Source organism: Halomonas sp. 141 (assembly GCF_002810305.1).
Lineage (GTDB): Bacteria > Pseudomonadota > Gammaproteobacteria > Pseudomonadales > Halomonadaceae > Vreelandella > Vreelandella stevensii.
The window spans coordinates 1-18,860 of the sequence record NZ_PINZ01000041.1 but is presented as its reverse complement, the minus strand read 5'-3'; the positions used below and the strand labels follow the sequence as shown (position 1 = coordinate 18,860).

General features: G+C 61.4%; 19 protein-coding genes. 16 read left to right on the top strand and 3 right to left on the bottom strand.

Translation table 11 applies throughout. The features are described 5' to 3' along the window. The first annotated feature begins 228 nt into the window (after positions 1-228). From CWI66_RS14345 to CWI66_RS14325, 5 genes are all read left to right on the top strand, one after another. Positions 229-513, top strand: coding sequence for an exodeoxyribonuclease VII small subunit (locus tag CWI66_RS14345; protein WP_081193414.1), 285 nt, complete (start codon positions 229-231; stop codon positions 511-513). Further along, positions 507-1,400, top strand: coding sequence for a farnesyl diphosphate synthase (locus tag CWI66_RS14340; RefSeq protein ID WP_100732042.1), 894 nt, complete (start codon positions 507-509; stop codon positions 1,398-1,400). The genes CWI66_RS14345 and CWI66_RS14340 overlap by 7 nt, the downstream gene beginning before the upstream one ends. A 39-nt stretch (positions 1,401-1,439) precedes the next feature. Further along, positions 1,440-3,350: a 1-deoxy-D-xylulose-5-phosphate synthase gene (gene dxs, locus CWI66_RS14335; RefSeq protein WP_176212852.1), complete on the top strand. Its 1,911-nt coding sequence runs from the start codon at positions 1,440-1,442 to the stop codon at positions 3,348-3,350. 28 nt (positions 3,351-3,378) lie between these two features. Next, a complete protein-coding gene (gene djlA / locus CWI66_RS14330) occupies positions 3,379-4,140 on the top strand; it encodes a co-chaperone DjlA (RefSeq protein ID WP_081135897.1) in 762 nt (253 codons plus the stop codon). 65 nt (positions 4,141-4,205) lie between these two features. Further along, complete coding sequence (locus CWI66_RS14325) at positions 4,206-4,826, top strand: glutathione S-transferase family protein (RefSeq protein ID WP_100732041.1); 621 nt, start codon at positions 4,206-4,208, stop codon at positions 4,824-4,826. A 3-nt stretch (positions 4,827-4,829) separates the two neighbouring features. Here CWI66_RS14325 and ribA read toward each other — a convergent pair whose 3' ends face one another. After that, positions 4,830-5,465: a GTP cyclohydrolase II gene (ribA, locus tag CWI66_RS14320; RefSeq protein WP_016915399.1), complete on the bottom strand. Its 636-nt coding sequence runs from the start codon at positions 5,463-5,465 to the stop codon at positions 4,830-4,832. Between the two features lie 219 nt (positions 5,466-5,684). Between ribA and hemE the strand changes: the two genes are divergently transcribed. From hemE to CWI66_RS14280, 8 genes are all read left to right on the top strand, one after another. Continuing rightward, on the top strand, positions 5,685-6,800 hold the full coding sequence (gene hemE, locus CWI66_RS14315; RefSeq protein ID WP_100732040.1) for a uroporphyrinogen decarboxylase: 1,116 nt from the start codon (positions 5,685-5,687) through the stop codon (positions 6,798-6,800). After that, entirely contained in the window at positions 6,797-7,657 is an 861-nt protein-coding gene (gene speE, locus CWI66_RS14310; protein WP_081193444.1) for a polyamine aminopropyltransferase, read from the top strand. Before hemE ends, speE begins: the two co-directional genes overlap by 4 nt. An 88-nt stretch (positions 7,658-7,745) precedes the next feature. After that, positions 7,746-8,756, top strand: coding sequence for an amino acid ABC transporter substrate-binding protein (locus CWI66_RS14305; protein WP_100732039.1), 1,011 nt, complete (start codon positions 7,746-7,748; stop codon positions 8,754-8,756). A 226-nt stretch (positions 8,757-8,982) separates the two neighbouring features. Beyond that, positions 8,983-10,008: an amino acid ABC transporter substrate-binding protein gene (locus CWI66_RS14300; RefSeq protein WP_016915403.1), complete on the top strand. Its 1,026-nt coding sequence runs from the start codon at positions 8,983-8,985 to the stop codon at positions 10,006-10,008. Positions 10,009-10,106: 98 nt separating this feature from the next. After that, entirely contained in the window at positions 10,107-11,297 is a 1,191-nt protein-coding gene (locus tag CWI66_RS14295; RefSeq protein ID WP_016915404.1) for an amino acid ABC transporter permease, read from the top strand. Positions 11,298-11,318: 21 nt separating this feature from the next. Continuing rightward, positions 11,319-12,419: an amino acid ABC transporter permease gene (locus CWI66_RS14290; RefSeq protein ID WP_016915405.1), complete on the top strand. Its 1,101-nt coding sequence runs from the start codon at positions 11,319-11,321 to the stop codon at positions 12,417-12,419. Between the two features lie 86 nt (positions 12,420-12,505). Continuing rightward, entirely contained in the window at positions 12,506-13,234 is a 729-nt protein-coding gene (locus CWI66_RS14285) for an amino acid ABC transporter ATP-binding protein (RefSeq protein ID WP_039179251.1), read from the top strand. A 97-nt stretch (positions 13,235-13,331) separates the two neighbouring features. Continuing rightward, entirely contained in the window at positions 13,332-13,724 is a 393-nt protein-coding gene (locus CWI66_RS14280; protein WP_039178691.1) for a RidA family protein, read from the top strand. On the opposite strand, the gene CWI66_RS14275 is transcribed toward CWI66_RS14280, so the two are convergent. Then, on the bottom strand, positions 13,721-14,314 hold the full coding sequence (locus CWI66_RS14275) for a histidine phosphatase family protein (RefSeq protein WP_081193454.1): 594 nt from the start codon (positions 14,312-14,314) through the stop codon (positions 13,721-13,723). The genes CWI66_RS14280 and CWI66_RS14275 overlap by 4 nt on opposite strands. A 239-nt stretch (positions 14,315-14,553) precedes the next feature. Here CWI66_RS14275 and CWI66_RS14270 point away from each other — a divergent pair, with 239 nt between their 5' ends. Both CWI66_RS14270 and CWI66_RS14265 read left to right on the top strand, forming a co-directional pair. Then, a complete protein-coding gene (locus CWI66_RS14270) occupies positions 14,554-14,985 on the top strand; it encodes a host attachment protein (RefSeq protein WP_100732050.1) in 432 nt (143 codons plus the stop codon). A gap of 86 nt (positions 14,986-15,071) precedes the next feature. Next, positions 15,072-16,922 (top strand): methyl-accepting chemotaxis protein, encoded by a 1,851-nt coding sequence (locus CWI66_RS14265; RefSeq protein WP_100732038.1) that lies wholly within the window; start codon positions 15,072-15,074, stop codon positions 16,920-16,922. A gap of 15 nt (positions 16,923-16,937) precedes the next feature. On the opposite strand, the gene CWI66_RS14260 is transcribed toward CWI66_RS14265, so the two are convergent. Further along, entirely contained in the window at positions 16,938-17,864 is a 927-nt protein-coding gene (locus CWI66_RS14260) for a LysR family transcriptional regulator (protein ID WP_100732037.1), read from the bottom strand. A 193-nt stretch (positions 17,865-18,057) separates the two neighbouring features. On the opposite strand from CWI66_RS14260, the gene CWI66_RS14255 reads away from it, so the two are divergent. Then, positions 18,058-18,834 (top strand): ferredoxin--NADP reductase, encoded by a 777-nt coding sequence (locus CWI66_RS14255; RefSeq protein ID WP_081135874.1) that lies wholly within the window; start codon positions 18,058-18,060, stop codon positions 18,832-18,834. Positions 18,835-18,860 lie beyond the last annotated feature (26 nt).

Sequence of the window (18,860 nt, the reverse complement as noted above, 5' to 3'; positions counted from 1 at the left end):
CACGGAAGGCCCGTATGGTAGCACAGCCCCCGCCTTTCTCAGCGCTCCCGGATGATGAAAAGTCTGCGTTTTGAAGATGAACCCGGCACACGTCGAGGAATCCCGCCAGCGGGAGGCAGACGCCACCCCCTTGCCTCGGTGTATACTGTGCGTTTATTTGACTGGCATCCGGCCACTTTCGCCGCCCGCACCGAGCACAGGGCCCACGACAAACGGTAGGCATTGACCATGAGCACCCCTCCCCAAGATTTTGCTGCCACGGTGACCGAGCTTGAAACCATCGTGGAACGCCTGGAGTCAGGCGAACTCTCACTGGAAGATGCCCTGACCGCCTTCGAGCAGGGCGTGCGGCTCACGCGCGATGCCCAGCAGCGCCTCGACAGTGCCGAGCTGAAAGTGCGCGCGCTCAGCGAAGCCGCCGAAGGCAAGCTGGACGTGGCTCCCTTCCATGCTGCACCAGAGCCGTCAGCTGCTCAGGGACACGACGACAGCGAGGAAACGCCCCCATGGTAACGGCCCACGACACACCGCTGGTCACGCTGCGCCGCGCCAGCAACGCCCGCGTCGATGCCACCCTGGCGGCGCTGTTCGAGTCTCGGCCCGCCGTCGAGGCGCGCCTGGAAGCAGCCATGCGCCACGGCCTGCTGGTGGGCGGCAAGCGCCTGCGCCCGCTGCTGGTCTATCTGGCGGGGCGCTCCCTGGGAGCAGAAGACGACGCCCTGGACGCCCCCGCGGCGGCCATCGAGCTGATCCACGCCTACTCGTTGATCCACGACGACCTGCCCGCCATGGATGACGACGACCTGCGTCGTGGCCAGCCCACGGTGCACAAGGCCTACGACGAAGCCACGGCCATTCTGGCAGGCGACGCCCTGCAGGCGCTGGCCTTTGAAGTCATGGCCAGCCGCCCGCACCCGCGCCTGGCTGCACTGGTATCTACCCTGGCGGTGGCCGCTGGCCGCGATGGCATGGTGGCAGGCCAGGCGCTGGACCTGGCAGCCGTGGGTGGCCATCCCGATGTCGAGGCACTGGCTCACATGCACGCCCACAAGACCGGCGCGCTGATCGTGGCGGCGGTCCGGATGGGTGGGCTGATCGCCGTCGAGGCCGACGACCCACGCCTGGCGGCACTGATTCGCTATGCGCGGGCCATTGGTCTAGCCTTCCAGATTCACGACGACATTCTCGACGTCACCGGAGACACCGCCACGCTGGGCAAAACCTCCGGTGCCGATGCTGCCCGCGCCAAGCCCACGTATCCCAGCCTGCTCGGGCTGGCGGGCGCCCAGCAAAAAGCGAACGCATTGATCGACGACGCCATTGCCGCGCTCGCCCCGCTTGGCGAGCGCGCCGCGCCCCTGGCCGATCTTGCCCATTACATGATCGAGCGCGACCACTAACGATGCCTTTCACAACATACCCATGAAAACATGCCGCCTATGAAGCTGTTCGACGAGATACCCCGCGAGCGCCCGGCGACGCCGCTGCTCGACTCCTTTGACCACCCCGCGGCCCTGCGGGCCATGAGTCCCGGCCAGCTGGCGCAGCTGGCCGACGAGCTGCGCGCCTACCTGCTGTATAGCGTCGGTGTCACCGGCGGCCACTTTGGCGCAGGGCTCGGCGTGGTGGAACTCAGCGTGGCCCTGCACCACGCCTTCCACACCCCCAGGGACCGCCTGGTATGGGACGTAGGCCACCAGGCCTACCCCCACAAGATTCTCACCGGCCGCCGTGAAGCCATGCTCGGCATCCGCCAGCACGGCGGCCTGGCCGCGTTCCCCCGCCGCGCCGAATCCGAGTACGACACCTTCGGCGTTGGTCACTCCAGCACCTCGATCTCGGCGGCGCTCGGCATGGCCCTGGCCGCCCAGGCACAAAACGACCCGCGCCGCGTATGTGCCATCATCGGCGATGGCGCGCTCACCGCGGGCATGGCCTTCGAAGCGCTGGCCCACGCCGGGCACGTCAACGCCAACATGCTAGTGGTGCTGAACGACAACGAGATGTCGATCTCCGAGAACGTCGGCGGTATCGCCACCTATCTGGCGCGGATGCTCTCCAGCAAGCCTTACCTGAAAATGCGCGAAGAGGGCAAGAAAGTGCTCTCGCACCTGCCCGGCGCGCTGGAGTTTGCCAAGCGCACTGAAGAGCACATGAAGGGCATGGTGAGCTCCGCAACGCTCTTCGAAGAGATGGGCTTTCACTACGTGGGCCCCATCGACGGCCACGACCTGGACGCGCTGACCCAGACCCTACGCAACCTGCGTGATCAGAAAGGCCCCCAGTTTCTGCATATCAAGACGGTCAAGGGCAAAGGGTTCCTGCCGGCAGAGGCCGACCAGATTGGCTATCACGCCATTACCAAGCTGGAAAAAGTGCCCGCGTCCAGCGCGCCCCCGGTGAAGCCCCCCGCTGCGCCCAAGAAGAAGTACTGCAATGTGTTTGGTGACTGGCTGTGCGACATGGCCGCCGCCGACCCGCGCCTGATGGGCATCACTCCCGCCATGGGCGAAGGCTCGGATCTGATTCGCTTTGCGCAGACCTACCCCGAACGCTATTTCGACGTGGCGATTGCCGAACAGCACGCGGTCACCCTGGCCGCGGGCATGGCCTGCGAGGGCATGAAGCCCGTCGTCGCCATCTACTCGACCTTTCTGCAGCGTGGCTACGACCAGTTGATCCACGACGTGGCCGTGCAGGACCTGGATGTCACCTTCGCCATCGACCGAGCAGGCCTGGTGGGAGAAGACGGCCCGACGCACCACGGCAGCATGGACCTGTCGTTCCTGCGCTGCGTGCCCGGCATGGTGATTCTGGCCCCCGCCGATGAAGCAGAGTGCCGCGCCATGCTCAGCGCCGCCTACCACCACCCGGGCCCGGCCGCCGTTCGCTACCCCCGTGGCACCGGCCCCGGCGTGGCCATTCCAGACCATCTGGAGCCCATGGCGATTGGCCAGGCCGAGGTTCGTCGCACCAGCACCAGCGACGGCATGCGCATCGCTCTGCTGGCCTTTGGCAGCATCAATGGTGCCGCCGCCGAGGTGGCCGAGAAGCTCAATGCAACGCATATCAACATGCGCTCCATCAAGCCGCTGGATCGCGACGCCGTGCTGCACGCCGCCGACGAGCACGAGCTGCTGGTCACGCTGGAGGAGAACGTGATTGCGGGCGGCGCGGGCAGCGCGGTGAATGAGCTGCTCCACAGCGAAGGCGTTCAGGTCGAAGTCCTGAACCTGGGCTTGCCGGACAGCTTCGTCGAGCACGGCACCCCCGCCGAGCTGCTGCGCGACTGCGGCCTGGATGCCGCCGGCATCGAAGCGGCCATTCGTTCGCGCCTGCCGTCGCCTTGAGCCTTCTGACTAACTTGTTGAGACCGTTATGCTTTTTTTGATGATTCTGTTTGGTTTGATCGGCCTTGCCAGCGGCGGCCCCGTGGGTCTGCTGGTGGGGGCGGGTCTGGGCTGGTGGTTGGCACGCCAGCTGGGGCGCCGTTTGAATGCCGCCCGCACGCGCTTGCAGGAAGGCTTCCTGGAGTCGATCTTTTCGGTGATGGGCTGCCTTTGCCAGGCCGATGGCAAGGTCACGCCAGGTGAGCTGAGCGTGGCCGAAAAGCTGTTCGACCAGATGCGCTTGCAGGGCGAGCACCGCGCCAAGGCGCGGGCCGCCTTCGAACGGGGCCGTGCCGACGACTTCGACCTGGAGGCCGAGCTGGCCAAGGTCAATCGCCTGACCCAGCGTCAGCCCATTTTGCGCCAAGTATTTTTGCAGGTTCAGCTCAGCGCGATTGCCGCCGACGGGGTCCTGCACCCCGCCGAGCATGAGATGATTCTGCGCGTGGCGCGGGGCGTTGGCTGCAGCGAGGCCGAAGTACAGCAGATCGAAGCCATGCTGCATGGCGCGACGGCCAACTCTCAAGGCGCCAGCGAGGAAGCTCTGAAGGATGCCTATCGCGTACTGGGCGTGGCCGAAGACGCCAGCGATGCCGAGATCAAGAAAGCGTATCGTCGCCTGATGAGCCAGAATCACCCGGACAAGCTGGCGGGCAAGGGGCTTCCGGAGAGCATGCGCGAGGTGGCGCAGGCCCGCACCAGCGAGATTGGCAATGCCTACGAGCGCATCCGCGCGGCGCGGGGCCAGTAGCCCCGTGACAGGCGTTCAGGCAGTGGCTACAGTGAAGGCTTCACGGTACTGCCTGGAGCCGCCAAATGATCACGCTATACAGCTTTCCCAACTCCCGCTCGCTGCGTGCCGCCTGGACGCTGGAAGAGCTGGGCCTGGCGTACCAGTGCCACCACGTAGCCCTGGACCAGGGCGCGGGGCAAAGCGCCGAGCATCTCGCCCGCCACCCGGATGGCAAGGTACCCGTGCTGGAAGACGGCGAACTGACGCTGTTTGAATCCGCGCCCATCTGCCGCTATCTCGCCGAACGGTATGGCGAAGGCCAACTGCTGCCACACAGCGTAGAGGAACGCGCCCAGGTAGATCAGTGGCTAAGCTTCATCGTCACCGAGATCGAGCAGCCGCTGTGGCTGCAGGCCAAGCACAAGTTCGCCCTGCCTCAGGACAAGCGCGTGCCCTCCGTACTGCCCACCGCCGCCTGGGAATTTCAGCGCGCCCTGACCGCCCTGGAGCGCCGCTACCACGGCCAGGAGACGCTGGTGGGCGATACCTTCACACTGGCCGACCTCTTCCTGACCCACACCTTGAGCTGGGCAGCGAGCATGAAACACCGCCTGCCGGAACCGCTGGTGGCCTACCGCGCCCGCCATGCCGACCGCCCGGCGCTGGCCCGCGCCGCGGAGAAAGAGCAGGCCGCCAAAGGGTAAGCGCTACCCCTTGCGCTCGATATCCACATCGCTGGCCTGGGTGAAGTCATCCAGCGCCATCATGTGGCCCAGCTTGCCCGCCTTGGTGGCCAGGTACTGCTCGTTATGCGGGTTGAGGCCGGTGGTGATGGGCTGACGCTCCACCACGTTGACCCCATCGCGGGTGAGCGCATCGACCTTGCGGGGGTTGTTGGTCATCAGCTTGAGGGCGGAGACGCCCAGGTGCTCGAGCATCGGCACGCAGAGATCATAACGGCGCATGTCGGCACCGAAGCCGAGCTGCTCGTTGGCCTCCACGGTATCCGCCCCCTGGTCCTGCAAGTGGTAGGCGCGAATCTTGTTGAGCAGGCCAATACCGCGCCCCTCCTGACGCAGGTACAGCAGCACCCCGCGACCTTCGCTGGCAATGCGCTTGAGGGCTTCCTGCAGCTGGTAGCCACAGTCGCAGCGCATGGAAAACAGCGCATCGCCCGTCAGGCACTCGGAGTGCACCCGCCCCAGCACCGGCGCGCCATCGCTCACATCGCCCAGGGTGAGCGCAATATGGTCTTTCCCCGTGGCATCGTCTTCGAAGCCATGCATGGTGAACGTGGCCCAGGGGGTGGGCAGCCGGGAAGCGGCGATGAAGCGAATGGTCACGGATTACCTCACAGATGAACCAGGCCAGTTATCCACATCAGTGTTGGCAAGTGGGCGCATAGTCTAACAGGAAGTGGCGCAAGCCTCACGGATTGGCCGGGGTGCGACGATGTTGGCCAGCCAACAGGCGCCACCGCTGCCCAACTTCACGTACAATTCCTATCGTCGGATGTGCTGACTCCCTTACAATGCGGGCAAATTTTCCAAGAGCAAGTGTTTATGACCACCACACCTTTGCAGAACGACCGTTTTCTTCGCGCGCTGGTGCGCCAACCTGTCGACCGCACTCCGGTGTGGATGATGCGTCAAGCGGGCCGTTACCTGCCCGAGTACCGCGCCAGCCGCGCCGATGCGGGCAGCTTCATGGACCTGTGCCGCAATCATGACCTGGCCTGTGAAGTCACCCTGCAGCCGCTGGAGCGTTACCCGCTCGACGCCGCCATTCTGTTCTCGGACATTTTGACCATCCCCGATGCCATGGGGCTGGGCCTGTACTTCGAAACCGGCGAAGGCCCCAAATTCAAGAAGACCGTACGCACCGCCGAAGAAGTCGCCGCGCTCACCGTGCCCAATGCCGAGCGCGACCTGGACTACGTGATGCGGGCGGTCTCCACGATCCGTCGTGAGCTCAACGGCCGTATGCCGCTGATCGGCTTTTCCGGCAGCCCCTGGACGCTGGCCACCTACATGGTAGAAGGCGGCTCCAGCAAGGACTTCCGTCACCTGAAGACCATGCTGTACGACACGCCCGACACCATGCACCAGTTGCTGGACACCCTGGCGCAAGCGGTCACCGACTACCTGAACGCTCAGATTCGCGCAGGCGCTCAAGCGGTACAGATTTTCGATACCTGGGGCGGCGCGCTGTCCACACCGGCCTACCTGGAGTTCTCGCTGCGCTACATGGAGCAGATCGTCTCCGGGCTAATCCGCGAGCACGATGGCCGTCGCGTACCGGTGATTCTGTTCACCAAGAACGGTGGCCAGTGGCTGGAGTACATTGCCTGCGCCGGTGCCGACGCATTGGGCATCGACTGGTCCACCGAGCTGTCCGACGCCCGCGCTCGCGTGGGCCATAAGGTGGCCCTGCAGGGTAACCTGGACCCCAACGTGCTGTTTGCGCGCCCTTCGGCCATTCGTGCGGAAGTGGCTCGCGTACTGGAGAGCTACGGCCACGGCCCTGGCCACGTTTTCAACCTGGGCCATGGCATCAGCCAGTTCACCAACCCTGATCATGTCACCGCCTTCATGGAGGCGCTGCACGACTTGAGCCCGCAGTACCATCAGGGCATTCCGACTCAATCGAACGACTCATGCCCAGGAGCCAAGCAATGAGCGACCTACGCGACGACCAGTGGTTTACCGAAGTCTTTGATAGCCACGGCAGCGCTTTCTCGCTGAAAGTGACCGAAAAGCTGCTGGATGTGCAGAGCCCTTACCAGCACCTGGAAGTGTACGCCACAGAGACCTACGGCAACCTGATGGTGCTGGATGGCTGCGTGATGCTGACCGATCGCGACAACTTCCTGTATCACGAAATGATCGCCCACCCGGCGCTGTTCACCCATCAGGACCCCAAGCGCGTGGTCATCATTGGTGGCGGCGACTGCGGCACCTTGAAAGAAGTGCTGCGCCATCCGGGCGTCGAGAAGGTCACCCAGATCGATATCGACGAGGAAGTCACCAAGGCCGCCGAGCGCTTTTTCCCCGAACTCGTGGAAGCCAACGGCGACCCCCGCGCCGAGCTGCTGTTTGCCGACGGCGTGAAGTGGGTGGACGACGCGGCCGACGAGAGCATCGACCTGCTGATCATCGACTCCACCGACCCGGTCGGCCCGGCCGAAGGCCTGTTCAAGACCGACTTCCTGAAACGCTGCCACCGTATTCTGAAAAGTGGCGGAGTGATGGTGCAGCAGAGCGAGTCGCCGCTTTACCATAGCGGTTCGATCATTCGCGAACTGCGCAACGACATGCGCGAAGCGGGCTTCGACAGCGTGGCCACCTTGCCCTTCCCCCAACCGGTCTACCCCTCCGGCTGGTGGAGCGTGACGTTGGCAGGTAAAGGCACCAGCGTTGAAAGCTTCCGCGAAGAAGCTGCCGCCAGCCACGAAATGCCGCTACAGTACTATACAGCAGAGGCCCATCGTGGAGCCCTGGCGCTGCCCCCCTTCATGCGCAAAGCCTTTGCGTGAGAGCGGGCATCGTTAGTGGAAAAGCCGGGCGCTGCTCGGCTTTTTTTATGCGCGCAGATCGGCGCGCTTCGACGTCAAGGAATCACACATGAAGAGTGTTCGTTGGTTGGGAGTAGGGGCCAGCCTGTTGGCACCGGCCATCGCCATGGCCAGCACGCTGGACACCGTCCAGAATCGCGATAGCCTGCGTTGCGGCGTGAATGCCGCCCAGCCCGGTTTCTCGTCACTGGATGACGACGACCAGTACCGGGGCTTGGATACCGACATCTGCCGCGCCATTGCCGCCGCCGCGCTAGGCGATGCCAACAAGGTGGACTTCGTGCCGCTGGACTCCGTGGAGCGCTTCACGGCCCTTCAGTCCGGTGAAGTGGACGTGCTGTCACGCACCACCACCTGGACCTCCAGCCGCGATACCACGCTGGGCATGCACTTTACCGGCGTCAGCTATTACGACGGCCAGGCCTTCATGGTCGCCAGCGACCTGAACGTACAGAGTGCCAAGGAGCTGGACGGCGCCGCGGTATGCACCCAATCGGGCACCACCAGCGAACTGAACCTGTCCGATTACTTCAGGGTTCACGGCATGACCTATGATGCCGTGGTCTTCGACTCTCCCGAGCAGTCGATTGCCGGGTTCGAAGTAGGCCGCTGCGACGTGCTGAGCTCCGATGCCTCGCAGCTCTATGCCCAGCGGATGCAGCTGGCCGACCCCGACATGGCCGTGGTGCTGCCCGAGATCATCTCCAAGGAGCCGCTGGGCCCGGCCGTGCGCCAGGGCGACGACCAGTGGTTCAATATCGTCAAATGGACGCTGTTTGCCATGCTCAATGCCGAAGAGCTGGAAGTCACCCAGGCGAACGTGGACGAGCAGCTCGACAGCGACAACCCTGACGTACAGCGCCTGCTGGGCCAGGATGGCGATTTCGGCAGCCCCATGGGCATCAGCGCCGACTGGGCCTACCAGATCGTCAAGCAGGTAGGTAATTACGCGGACGTTTATGACCGCAATGTCGGCACAGGGTCGGACTTCAACATTGCCAGAGGCCTCAACGGGCTCTGGAATAACGGAGGCATTCAGTACGCCCCGCCGATTCGCTGATCGGCGAACGTCAGTAGCTTTCTCCCCGCGCCAGCGGCTACGCACCAAAACAGAGCATCGCGTAGCCGCTGGCACTCTTTTTTGCACCAATACTTTCGATAAATTCGCTGATTTTACGTTGAAAACCGCTGAATTTGCCGACATATCTTTTTTGGCACCTTCCTTGCTAGCTTTTAGGCATGCATCGACATGCATAACATCATTAAATCGAGGAAGGGGAACACACATGGTTAACAAGAAACACCTGGTACTGCTTGCCTCTGCGGGTGCAATTACGCTGGCCGGTATCGCTACCGCGCAGGCGAACACATTAGAAGAAACTCGCTCTCGCGGTGCCGTACAGTGTGGCGTTAGTGATGGCTTGCCAGGTTTTTCCGCGCCGGACGATAGCGGCGAATGGCAAGGTCTTGATGTTGACGTATGTCGTGCCGTCGCTGCCGCCGTACTGGGCGATGCCGACGCCGTTAACTATATCTCCCTGAACGCCGTCGAGCGCTTTACCGCACTGCAGTCTGGCGAAGTCGATGTTCTGTCACGTAACACCACCTGGACCACCACCCGTGATACCACGCTGGGTCTCAACTTCACCGGCGTCAACTTCTACGACGGCCAGGGCTTCATGGTCTCCACCGACCTGGGCATCTCCAACGCCTCCGAGCTGGATGGCGCCGCCATCTGTATCCAGTCCGGTACCACCACCGAGCTGAACCTGGCGGACTACTTCCGCGCTAACGGCATGGAATTCGACCCCATCGTTTTCGATACGTCCGAGCAAACCGTCGGTGGTTTCCAGGCAGGCCGTTGTGACGTTCTGACCTCTGACACCTCTCAGCTGGCCGCGCTGCGTATTCAGCTGGACGACCCGTCTGCCGCCATGATCCTGCCCGACGTCATCTCCAAGGAGCCGCTGGGCCCCGTGGTACGTCAGGGTGACGACCAGTGGTTCAACATCGTCAAGTGGTCGCTGTTCGCCATGCTCAACGGTGAAGAGTACGGTGTGACCAGCGAAAACGCTGAAGAGATGCGCGATTCCGATAACCCGGACGTGGCTCGCCTGCTGGGTCAGGACGGCAACTACGGTGAAGGCATGGGTCTGGATGCCGAGTGGGCCTACAACATCCTGAGCCAGGTAGGTAACTACGGAGAAAGCTTCGAACGTAACGTCGGCATGGATTCACCGCTGGAAATCGAACGGGGCGTCAACGCTCTGTGGAACCAGGGTGGCTTCCAGTACGCACCGCCGATTCGCTAAGCGTCTCGCTTGACCCCGGCCCGCCGTCCCTTGCCAGCATCACTCAAGGGTACCGGCGGGCCATTTGATTGACCTTCCGTGTAGCGGAGACGCCATCCATGTCCGTAAGACCTAACGCTCGCCCCGTTGGCCAAAAGCCTCCGTTCTGGCGAGACCGCGCAAAGCGTGCGCTGATCTTTCAGTTTCTACTCATTGCAGCCGTTATTGCGTTCCTGTTCTATATCGTCGGTAATGTTCAAGACAACCTGTCCTCTCGCGGGATCACTACCGGGTTCGGTTTTCTTAACAACACCGCAGGCTTCGGGATCGTTCAAAGTCTGATCGACTACTCCTCCCAAAGCACCTATGGCCGCACTTTCTTCGTGGGCCTGCTGAATACCCTGTTGGTGGGTGCACTGGGGGTAATTGCCGCCACCATCGTTGGCTTCATCGTCGGGATCGCCCGCCTGTCACCCAACTGGTTGATCGCGCGGCTGGCCACGGCCTATATCGAAACCTTCCGTAATATCCCGCTGCTGCTGCAGATTTTCTTCTGGTACTTTGCCGTATTGCGGACGCTACCCAGCGCCCGTGACAGCCTGGCGTTCGGTGAGGTCATCTTTCTCAACGTGCGCGGCCTGTACCTTCCCGAACCGTTATTCGAGTCCGGGTTTGGGCTGATTCCGGTCACGTTCATTGCGGCGATCATCGCCAGCATTGCGCTGGTGATCTGGAACAAGCGCCGTCAGGAGGCCACGGGGAAGCGCCTGCCAGCCTACTGGATCTCCTTCGCGATGATTTTCGGCCTGCCCCTGCTGGTGATGTTTGCCACCGGTGTGCCGATCACCTGGGATGTCCCCGAGCTGCGCGGTTTCAACTTCCGCGGCGGTGTCACCGTCATTCCCGAGTTCCTGGCGCTGTGGTTCGCGCTTTCGATTTATACGGCTGCGTTCATTGCCGAAATCGTGCGCTCCGGCATTCAGGCCATTTCCCATGGCCAAACCGAGGCCGCACAAGCGCTGAGCCTGCCGCGTAACCTGGTGCTGCGTCTGGTGGTCATTCCGCAGGCACTGCGGGTCATCATTCCCCCGCTCACCAGCCAGTACCTCAACCTGATCAAGAACTCGTCGCTGGCCACCGCCATTGGCTACCCGGACCTCGTTTCGGTCTTTGCGGGCACCACGCTGAACCAGACAGGCCAAGCCATCGAGGTCATTGCCATGACCATGGCGGTTTATCTGACCATCAGTCTGCTGGTCTCCATGTTCATGAACTGGTTCAACGCCCGTGTGGCGCTGGTTGAACGCTAGGCCGTTGGCGAGGACACTCCAATGATTCATAACCAAACGATGATCGAGCCAAGGCCAGCGCCCGGCAACTCCGTGGGCCCCGTGGCATGGCTACGCAGTAACCTGTTCAACGGTCCGATCAACACGATCTTTACCCTGATCGGCCTGTATATTCTCTACCTGCTCGTGGTACCGACGGTGCAATGGGCGTTCATCAACGCCGATTGGGTAGGCACCTCCCGCGAAGACTGCTCCCGAGAGGGTGCCTGCTGGGTGTTCATCAACGCACGCTTCACCCAGTTCATCTACGGCTTGTACCCGCGCTCAGAAATCTGGCGTGCCAATATCGTCTTTGCCGGGTTCTTCACCCTGATTGCCTGGCTGGCGATTCCACGTCTGCCCTTCAAGCGCTGGGTGGCCGTGTTTGCGCTGGTCGGCTTCCCCGTGATCGCCTACGTGCTGCTGCATGGCGGCTATTTCGACCTGCCGCGTGTACCGACCCATCGCTGGGGCGGCCTGATGCTGACCCTGCTGCTGGCCACCGTGGGCATGGTAGGTGCGCTGCCGATCGGTATCGTGCTGGCCCTGGGGCGGCGTTCGAACATGCCCATCGTCAAGAGCTTCTGCGTCATCTTTATCGAGTTCTGGCGTGGCGTGCCGCTGATCACGGTGCTGTTCATGGCCTCGGTGATGCTGCCGCTGTTCATGCCTACCGGGGTCAGCGTGGACCGTCTGGTACGCGCCCTGATCGGCTTGACGCTGTTCCAGAGCGCCTACATGGCCGAAGTCATTCGCGGTGGTTTGCAGGCCATTCCCAAAGGCCAGGAAGAAGCCGCCGCCGCCCTCGGCATGACCTACTGGAAGCGCATGGGGCTGATCGTACTGCCCCAGGCTCTGAAAATGATGATTCCTGGTATCGTGAACACGTTCATTTCGTTGTTCAAAGACACGACCCTGGTCATGATCATCGGGCTATTCGATCTGCTGGGGATCGTGCAAGCGGCACTGGCCGACTCGCGCTGGCTGGGCTTCTCGCTGGAAGGCTATGTCTTTGCGGCCTTCATGTTCTGGATCTTCTGTTTCAGCATGTCGCGCTACAGCCAGTATCTGGAACGCAGGCTACACACCGGTCACAGGCGTTAACGCCGCTTTTATCAACGATTTTTTAGCAGGATAGTGACATGACACAAGCAGCTTCCCATAACCCTGGCACCGGTACTTCGGATCTGATGGTCGAAATGCGCGGCGTCAACAAGTGGTACGGCGATTTTCACGTGCTGCGCGACATCTATCTGGAAGTGAAGCGCGGCGAAAGGATCGTCATTTGCGGGCCGTCCGGCTCGGGCAAGTCCACCATGATTCGCTGCATCAACCACCTGGAAGAGCATCAAAAGGGCGAGATCGTGGTCGGCGGCGTGCCGCTGACCCAGGACGTGAAGCGTATCGAGCAGATTCGCCGCAGCGTTGGCATGGTGTTCCAGCACTTCAACCTGTTTCCTCACCTCACCGTGCTGGAGAACTGCTGTATCGCCCCCATGTGGGTACAGAAAAAGCCGCGCAAAGAAGCCGAAGAGCAGGCCATGCGCTACCTGCAGCGAGTACGCATCGCCGAACAGGCCAAGAAATATCCCGGCCAGCTTTCCGGTGGTCAGCAGCAGCGGGTCGCCATTGCCCGCTCGCTGTGCATGCACCCGGACGTCATGCTGTTCGATGAGCCGACCTCGGCCCTTGACCCGGAAATGATCAAGGAAGTGCTGGACGTCATGATCGAACTGGCCGAAGAGGGCATGACCATGCTCTGCGTGACCCATGAAATGGGCTTCGCCAAGACCGTGGCCGACCGCGTGATCTTCATGGACCAGGGGCAGATCATCGAAGAAAATGCTCCAGAGCCGTTCTTCAACAACCCGCAGTCCGAGCGCACCCAGCTCTTCCTGAGCCAGATTCTGGGGCATTGATTCGACTGCCAGCGCGTCATAATGCGTAACGTGGGCCTCAGCTGAGGCCCATTTTCATGGCCCTTCTGAATACCCCACATCACACCCGAGAGTCATCATGGAAAAACTGTTCATCGACCGCGCCCCTCAGCCCATTGCGCCGTTCTCTCACGCCTGCCGCGTGGGCGACCTGGTGTTCATCACCGGCCAGATGCCGACCGTGCCGGAAACCAACGAAATGCTGCTGGGCACCTTTACCGAGCAAACCCATCGAGTCATGCAGAACCTGGCCATCGTGCTGGAAGAGGTGGGCAGCAGCTTCGAGTACGTGGTGCAGTCACGGGTTTTCATTACCAACATGGGCCACTTCGATGAAGTGAATCAGGTCTACGCCAGCTACTTCGAGAAACCGCTCCCCACCCGTACCTGCATCGGCGTCACCGGCTTGGCAGGCGGTGCCGACGTGGAGGTCGACATGATTGCCTGGATTCCCCCCAAGGAAGGCGCCTAACCGCCTACCAGCGTGATGCTGGCCGGGGCCAGCGCGAGCTGCTCACGGTGCTGGGTCAATGGCTTGCCTGCCAGCGCCGTGAGCAGGATCTGCAGCGGGTCGCCATGGCTCACCACCAGCACCGTTTCCCCTTGCCAGCGCAGCTCCAGTGCTTCCAGCGCCGCGCACATGCGCGCTGCCACGCTGGTGAGCGGCTCTACCTGCCACTGCCGATGCGCGGCACTCTGGGCATCCTGCGCCCACACCTCGGGGTAATGGCTATCTGCCTGGCCTTCCAGCTCGCCAAAATGGCGTTCTCGCAAGCGCTCGTCGATGGCCATGCCCAACCCGAAGGCGCTGGCCACTCGGGCGGCAGTTCGAGTCGTGCGTAAAAAGTCCGAATGCACCACCTGGGTGGGCACCGGCCAACGCCAGTCCACCAGTGCATCGTCCAACTGCCGTTCGCCTTCGGGCGACAATCCATAGGCGTCTATTCCGCGCTCGGGGGTGCTGATGATTCGCCCCTGCGCGTTGGCCTGGCTGTGGCCATGGCGCATCAGCAGATAACGGTTGCGCCAATGGTAGGAGGGGGTCAGGAAAGTGTTTGACATATCTTTGTAACAAACCCTGGATTGAGAATGTTCGTTTTCGAAAAATAAACATCTATGTCTTCAGATGTCCATTAGCGAAACGCTGGGGGCTCGCCATTATCGTGCTGATGCTGATCGGTGAAGCCATCACCAGCGTGCTGCGCCGCAAAGTGCTGTAAGGCCACCAGGCAAGTGTTTGACCTAACCCCAAACGCTTGCCATGGTTAAAGGGCAATCAACGACATGGAGGACGTATGACGATGACCACCTATATCGTGGTAGCCGATGCGGCACGCGCCAGAATCTTTACCCGTGACGCCCTGGAACTCGCCGAGCAGGAGAGCATGGTGCATGCAGCAGGAAGGCTGCATGAAGGCGACCTGATCACCGACCGCCGAGGGGCCGACGTGCATGAGTCCACGTCCACCACGTCACGCTCATCAGGTGAAGAGGGCGCCGCTTCCCGGCATGAAAACGAGCTGTTTGCCAAGGAAGTCGCCCAACGGCTCTATGCTGCCCGCGTCGATAACCGCATGGAGAAGCTGATCATGGTGGCCCCACCCAAGTTCCTCGGGCTGCTGCGGGAAAAGCTCGACAACCCCACCCAGAAGCTGGTGATCCATACCCTCTCCAAGGACCTCAGCAAAGCCTCGCTGTCGGATATTCAGGAAGCCGTCAGCGATTTGCGCTGACGCCCCCCGAAGAAAAATTATTCGACTAAAGAAGTGGTCACTCTCGCCGATAATCGTCATTTACTCTGACGATCAAGAGAGTGACCATGTTCGCTACCCTACGCTTTCGAATACTCTTAGCGGCGTTGACTGCCATCGTTGTTGCCCTAGTGATCAATGGCATCGCCAGCTATTCCACGGTAAAACATCACAATGCCCAGCAGGTCGCTCAAAACCTGGAGGCTATCATACGAGGTAATACACAGGCGTTAGAGGAGTGGGTGGCATCCCGTAGCACCATGCTGAACGGTATGGAGGAAGCTATCTCCAGCAATGACCCACGTATTGCCTTGCGTCAGTTGACCACCTCTGGCGATTTTATGGCAACCTACCTGAGCTTGGCTGATAGCGGAGAGACCATTTTTTTCAACGGCTGGGAGCCACCCGCCGATTTTGACCCACGAGAGCGACCTTGGTACCAAGCCGCCGCTGCCGCGCAGGATACTATTGTCACCGCGCCGTATGTCGATGCCCAAAGCGGCGACTTAGTCGTGACCTTTGCCCGCCCGTTTTACCAAAATAACCAACTTCAGGCAGTAGTAGGTGCTGACGTCAATATTCGCGATATGGTCGCGATCGTGCAAGACATCTCGCCTACTCCTTCAAGTTTTGGCTTTCTGACTACCGGCGATGGATCGCTAATCGCCCATCCCAACAGCGAGCTAGCGCTAGAACCCACCACTGTTTTAAGCGATGAATTAAATGCCGCCTATATCGAGCAACTTGCTAATACCAAGCAGCCACAGCAGATGCAGTTAGAAGGAAGCAGTAAGTTACTGCTGAGCCGCCCAGTAGGCGGCAATAGCGACTGGCAGCTTGTGGTAGCACTGGATGAAGCGGAGGCCACCGCAGGACTACGCGCCATTGCCACCACATCTATTGTTACCCTATTGATCGTTGCAGCCATTACCGCTGTGGTATTTGGGCTGCTGCTGTCGCTACTGTTGCGCCGCCTGCTGGGGGTGCGCAACGCGATGGATAACATCGCCTCCGGCGAAGGCGACCTGACGCAGCGCTTACCGGAAGAGGGTAACGACGAGGTCACGCAGATCGCCCGTGCCTTCAACCGCTTCGTGGGCAAAATGGAAGAAGTGCTGATCGAAGTGCGTACCAGCAGCGAAGCCGTGCACCACGCCGCCAACGAGATTGCCATGGGCGGGCAGGACCTGTCGCGCCGCACCGACAATGCGGCTTCCAGCCTGCAGCAGACGTCTGCGTCGGTGGAGCAGATCACCAGCACCGTCGCCCACACCGCCGCGTCGGCCCAGGAGGCCAACCAGCTCTCTCATGCCGCTTCTGAAGTAGCGAAAAACGGCGGTCAGGTAGTCTCGAACGTGGTGACGACCATGGAAGACATCTCCCAGGCCTCCAACAAGATTGGTGAGATCGTCACCTTGATGAACAGCATTGCCTTCCAGACCAATCTGCTGGCGCTCAACGCTTCGGTAGAAGCCGCCAGGGCTGGCGAGCATGGCCGTGGCTTTGCCGTGGTAGCCGACGAAGTGCGTAAACTGGCTGGCCGCAGCAGCGACGCTGCCAGCGACATCCAGAAGCTGATCGAAGACTCCCAGTCCCGGGTCAATAACGGCACCTCGCTGGTACGCGAGGCTGGCAGCACCATGCACGATATCGTCGAGCACATTACCCGTGTCACCGACGTACTCGAAGAGATCAACGCCGCCACCAGCGAACAGAGTGATGGCATCAAGCAGGTCAACATCGCCGTGGCCGAGCTGGACCGGATGACCCAGGAAAACGCTGCCATGGTGGAAGAGTCCACCACCGCCGCCGAGCACCTCAAGGAGCAGGCAAACCACCTGACCGGCACCATCAGCAGCTTCAAGCTATCCGGAGCCAGCGCGCTTGCCTTGGGGTCACCCACGCTGCGCGATTACTGACACCCATGAGAACATTCAAGGAATGGGCGGCAACGGAATATCGTCACTGCGCTTGGCCCCGGCGGTCATTTCGCGGCAGAGGCGTAAAAACTCCCGTACCCCGGTGGTCAGGTACTTGTGGCGATGCCAGATGAAGGTGAACTGACGCTTCAGGTCCAGCTCCGGCGTGGGTAGCGGCACCAGGCTACCCCGCCGGAAAGCGTCTCGTAGCGCCAGCCGAGAGACGCAGCCGATCCCCAGACCTGACTCCACCGCCCGCTTGATCCCTTCGGTGTGCTCCAGTTCCAGCAGCGTATTGAAGCGGCTGCGCCGATGGCGCGCCGCATGCTCCAGCGTCATGCGGGTGCCGGAGCCCTCCTCGCGCATGATCCAGTCTTCCCGCAGCAACTGATCCAGCTCCAGATGAGCACGCCCGGCCAGTGGGTGCCGAGGCGAGCAGAACACGCACAGCTCATCTTCTACCCAGGGCTGGCTGATGATCATGTCGTCATCGCACTGCCCTTCGATCAGCCCCAGGTCCAGCGAATGCTGGCGCACCCCCTCGATGATATGCCGCGTATTGCGCACCGCCAGCCGCACGCGGCTACCGGGGTAACGCTGCATGAAATCACTGATCAACAGGGTGGCCAGATAGTTGCCGATGGTCAGGGTGGCACCCACGTCCAGAGCGCCCACCCCCTGCTGGCCGCGCAGCAGCTCCTCCACCTCTTCGGCTCGGTCCAGCAGCGCCACCGCCTTGGGGAGCAGCTGGAACCCCAACGCGTTGAGTTTCAGACGTTTACCCATGCGGTCCAATAGCTGGCAGTCGAACTGGCGTTCCAACTCGGCCAGCGCCGTACTGGTCGCCGACTGGGACATGGCCAGCGCCCTCGCCGCCTGGGAAACGCTTTCGTGCTGGGCAACGGCGACGAAGACTTCCAGCTGACGCAACGTGTAATGCATGGCCAGGCTCCTCCAGAAAAAGTGCTGCTCAACGAAAGCTATATCGATTTTAAAGATATACGTTATCAAGATAATTTGCTTAACAGATATACCACCCTTTATCTAGAATGAGCGCATCCTATAAAGCTATTTTTTATTCTTTTTTAGAATATGGCGAGTAAGGCTTAGGCCGCGCAGCCTCAAAGGAGTCGACATGAGCAAGTTTGCCCTGGAAGAAGTGCTAAGCGTTCACCACTGGAACGACACGCTGTTCAGCTTCCGCACGACACGTGAGCGCAGCCTGCGCTTCAAGAACGGCCAATTCGTGATGATTGGCCTGGAAGTGGCGGGCAAACCTCTGATGCGCGCCTACTCCATCGCCAGCCCGAACTACGAAGATCATCTCGAGTTCTTCAGTATCAAAGTGCCCGATGGCCCGCTGACCTCACGCTTGCAGCACCTGAAGGTGGGCGACCAGATCATGGTCAGCCGCAAGCCGACCGGCACGCTGGTATGCGACGACCTGCTGCCCGGGCGCAACCTGTATATGCTCTCCACCGGCACGGGCCTGGCGCCGTTCATGAGCCTGATCCAGGACCCGGAAGTCTACGAGCGTTTCGAGAAGGTCATACTCATTCACGGCGTGCGTGAAGTCTCCGAGCTGGCCTACGCCGACTTCATCACCAATGAATTGCCCGCCCACGAGTACCTGGGTGAAGAAGTCGCCGAAAAACTGGTGTACTACCCCACGGTCACCCGTGAAGAGTTCCACACCATGGGCCGCCTGACCGACCACATTCGCAGCGGCAAGCTGTTTGCCGACACCGGCCTGCCGCCCATCGACCCGCGTCAGGACCGCGCCATGATCTGCGGTAGTCCTGCCATGCTGGACGACACCAGCGCGCTGCTGGATGAGCTGGGCCTGAACATCTCCCCGCGCATGGGCGAACCAGGCGACTACGTCATCGAACGTGCTTTCGTAGAGAAGTAAGTCTAACGGTGAAGGGTGAAGGGTGA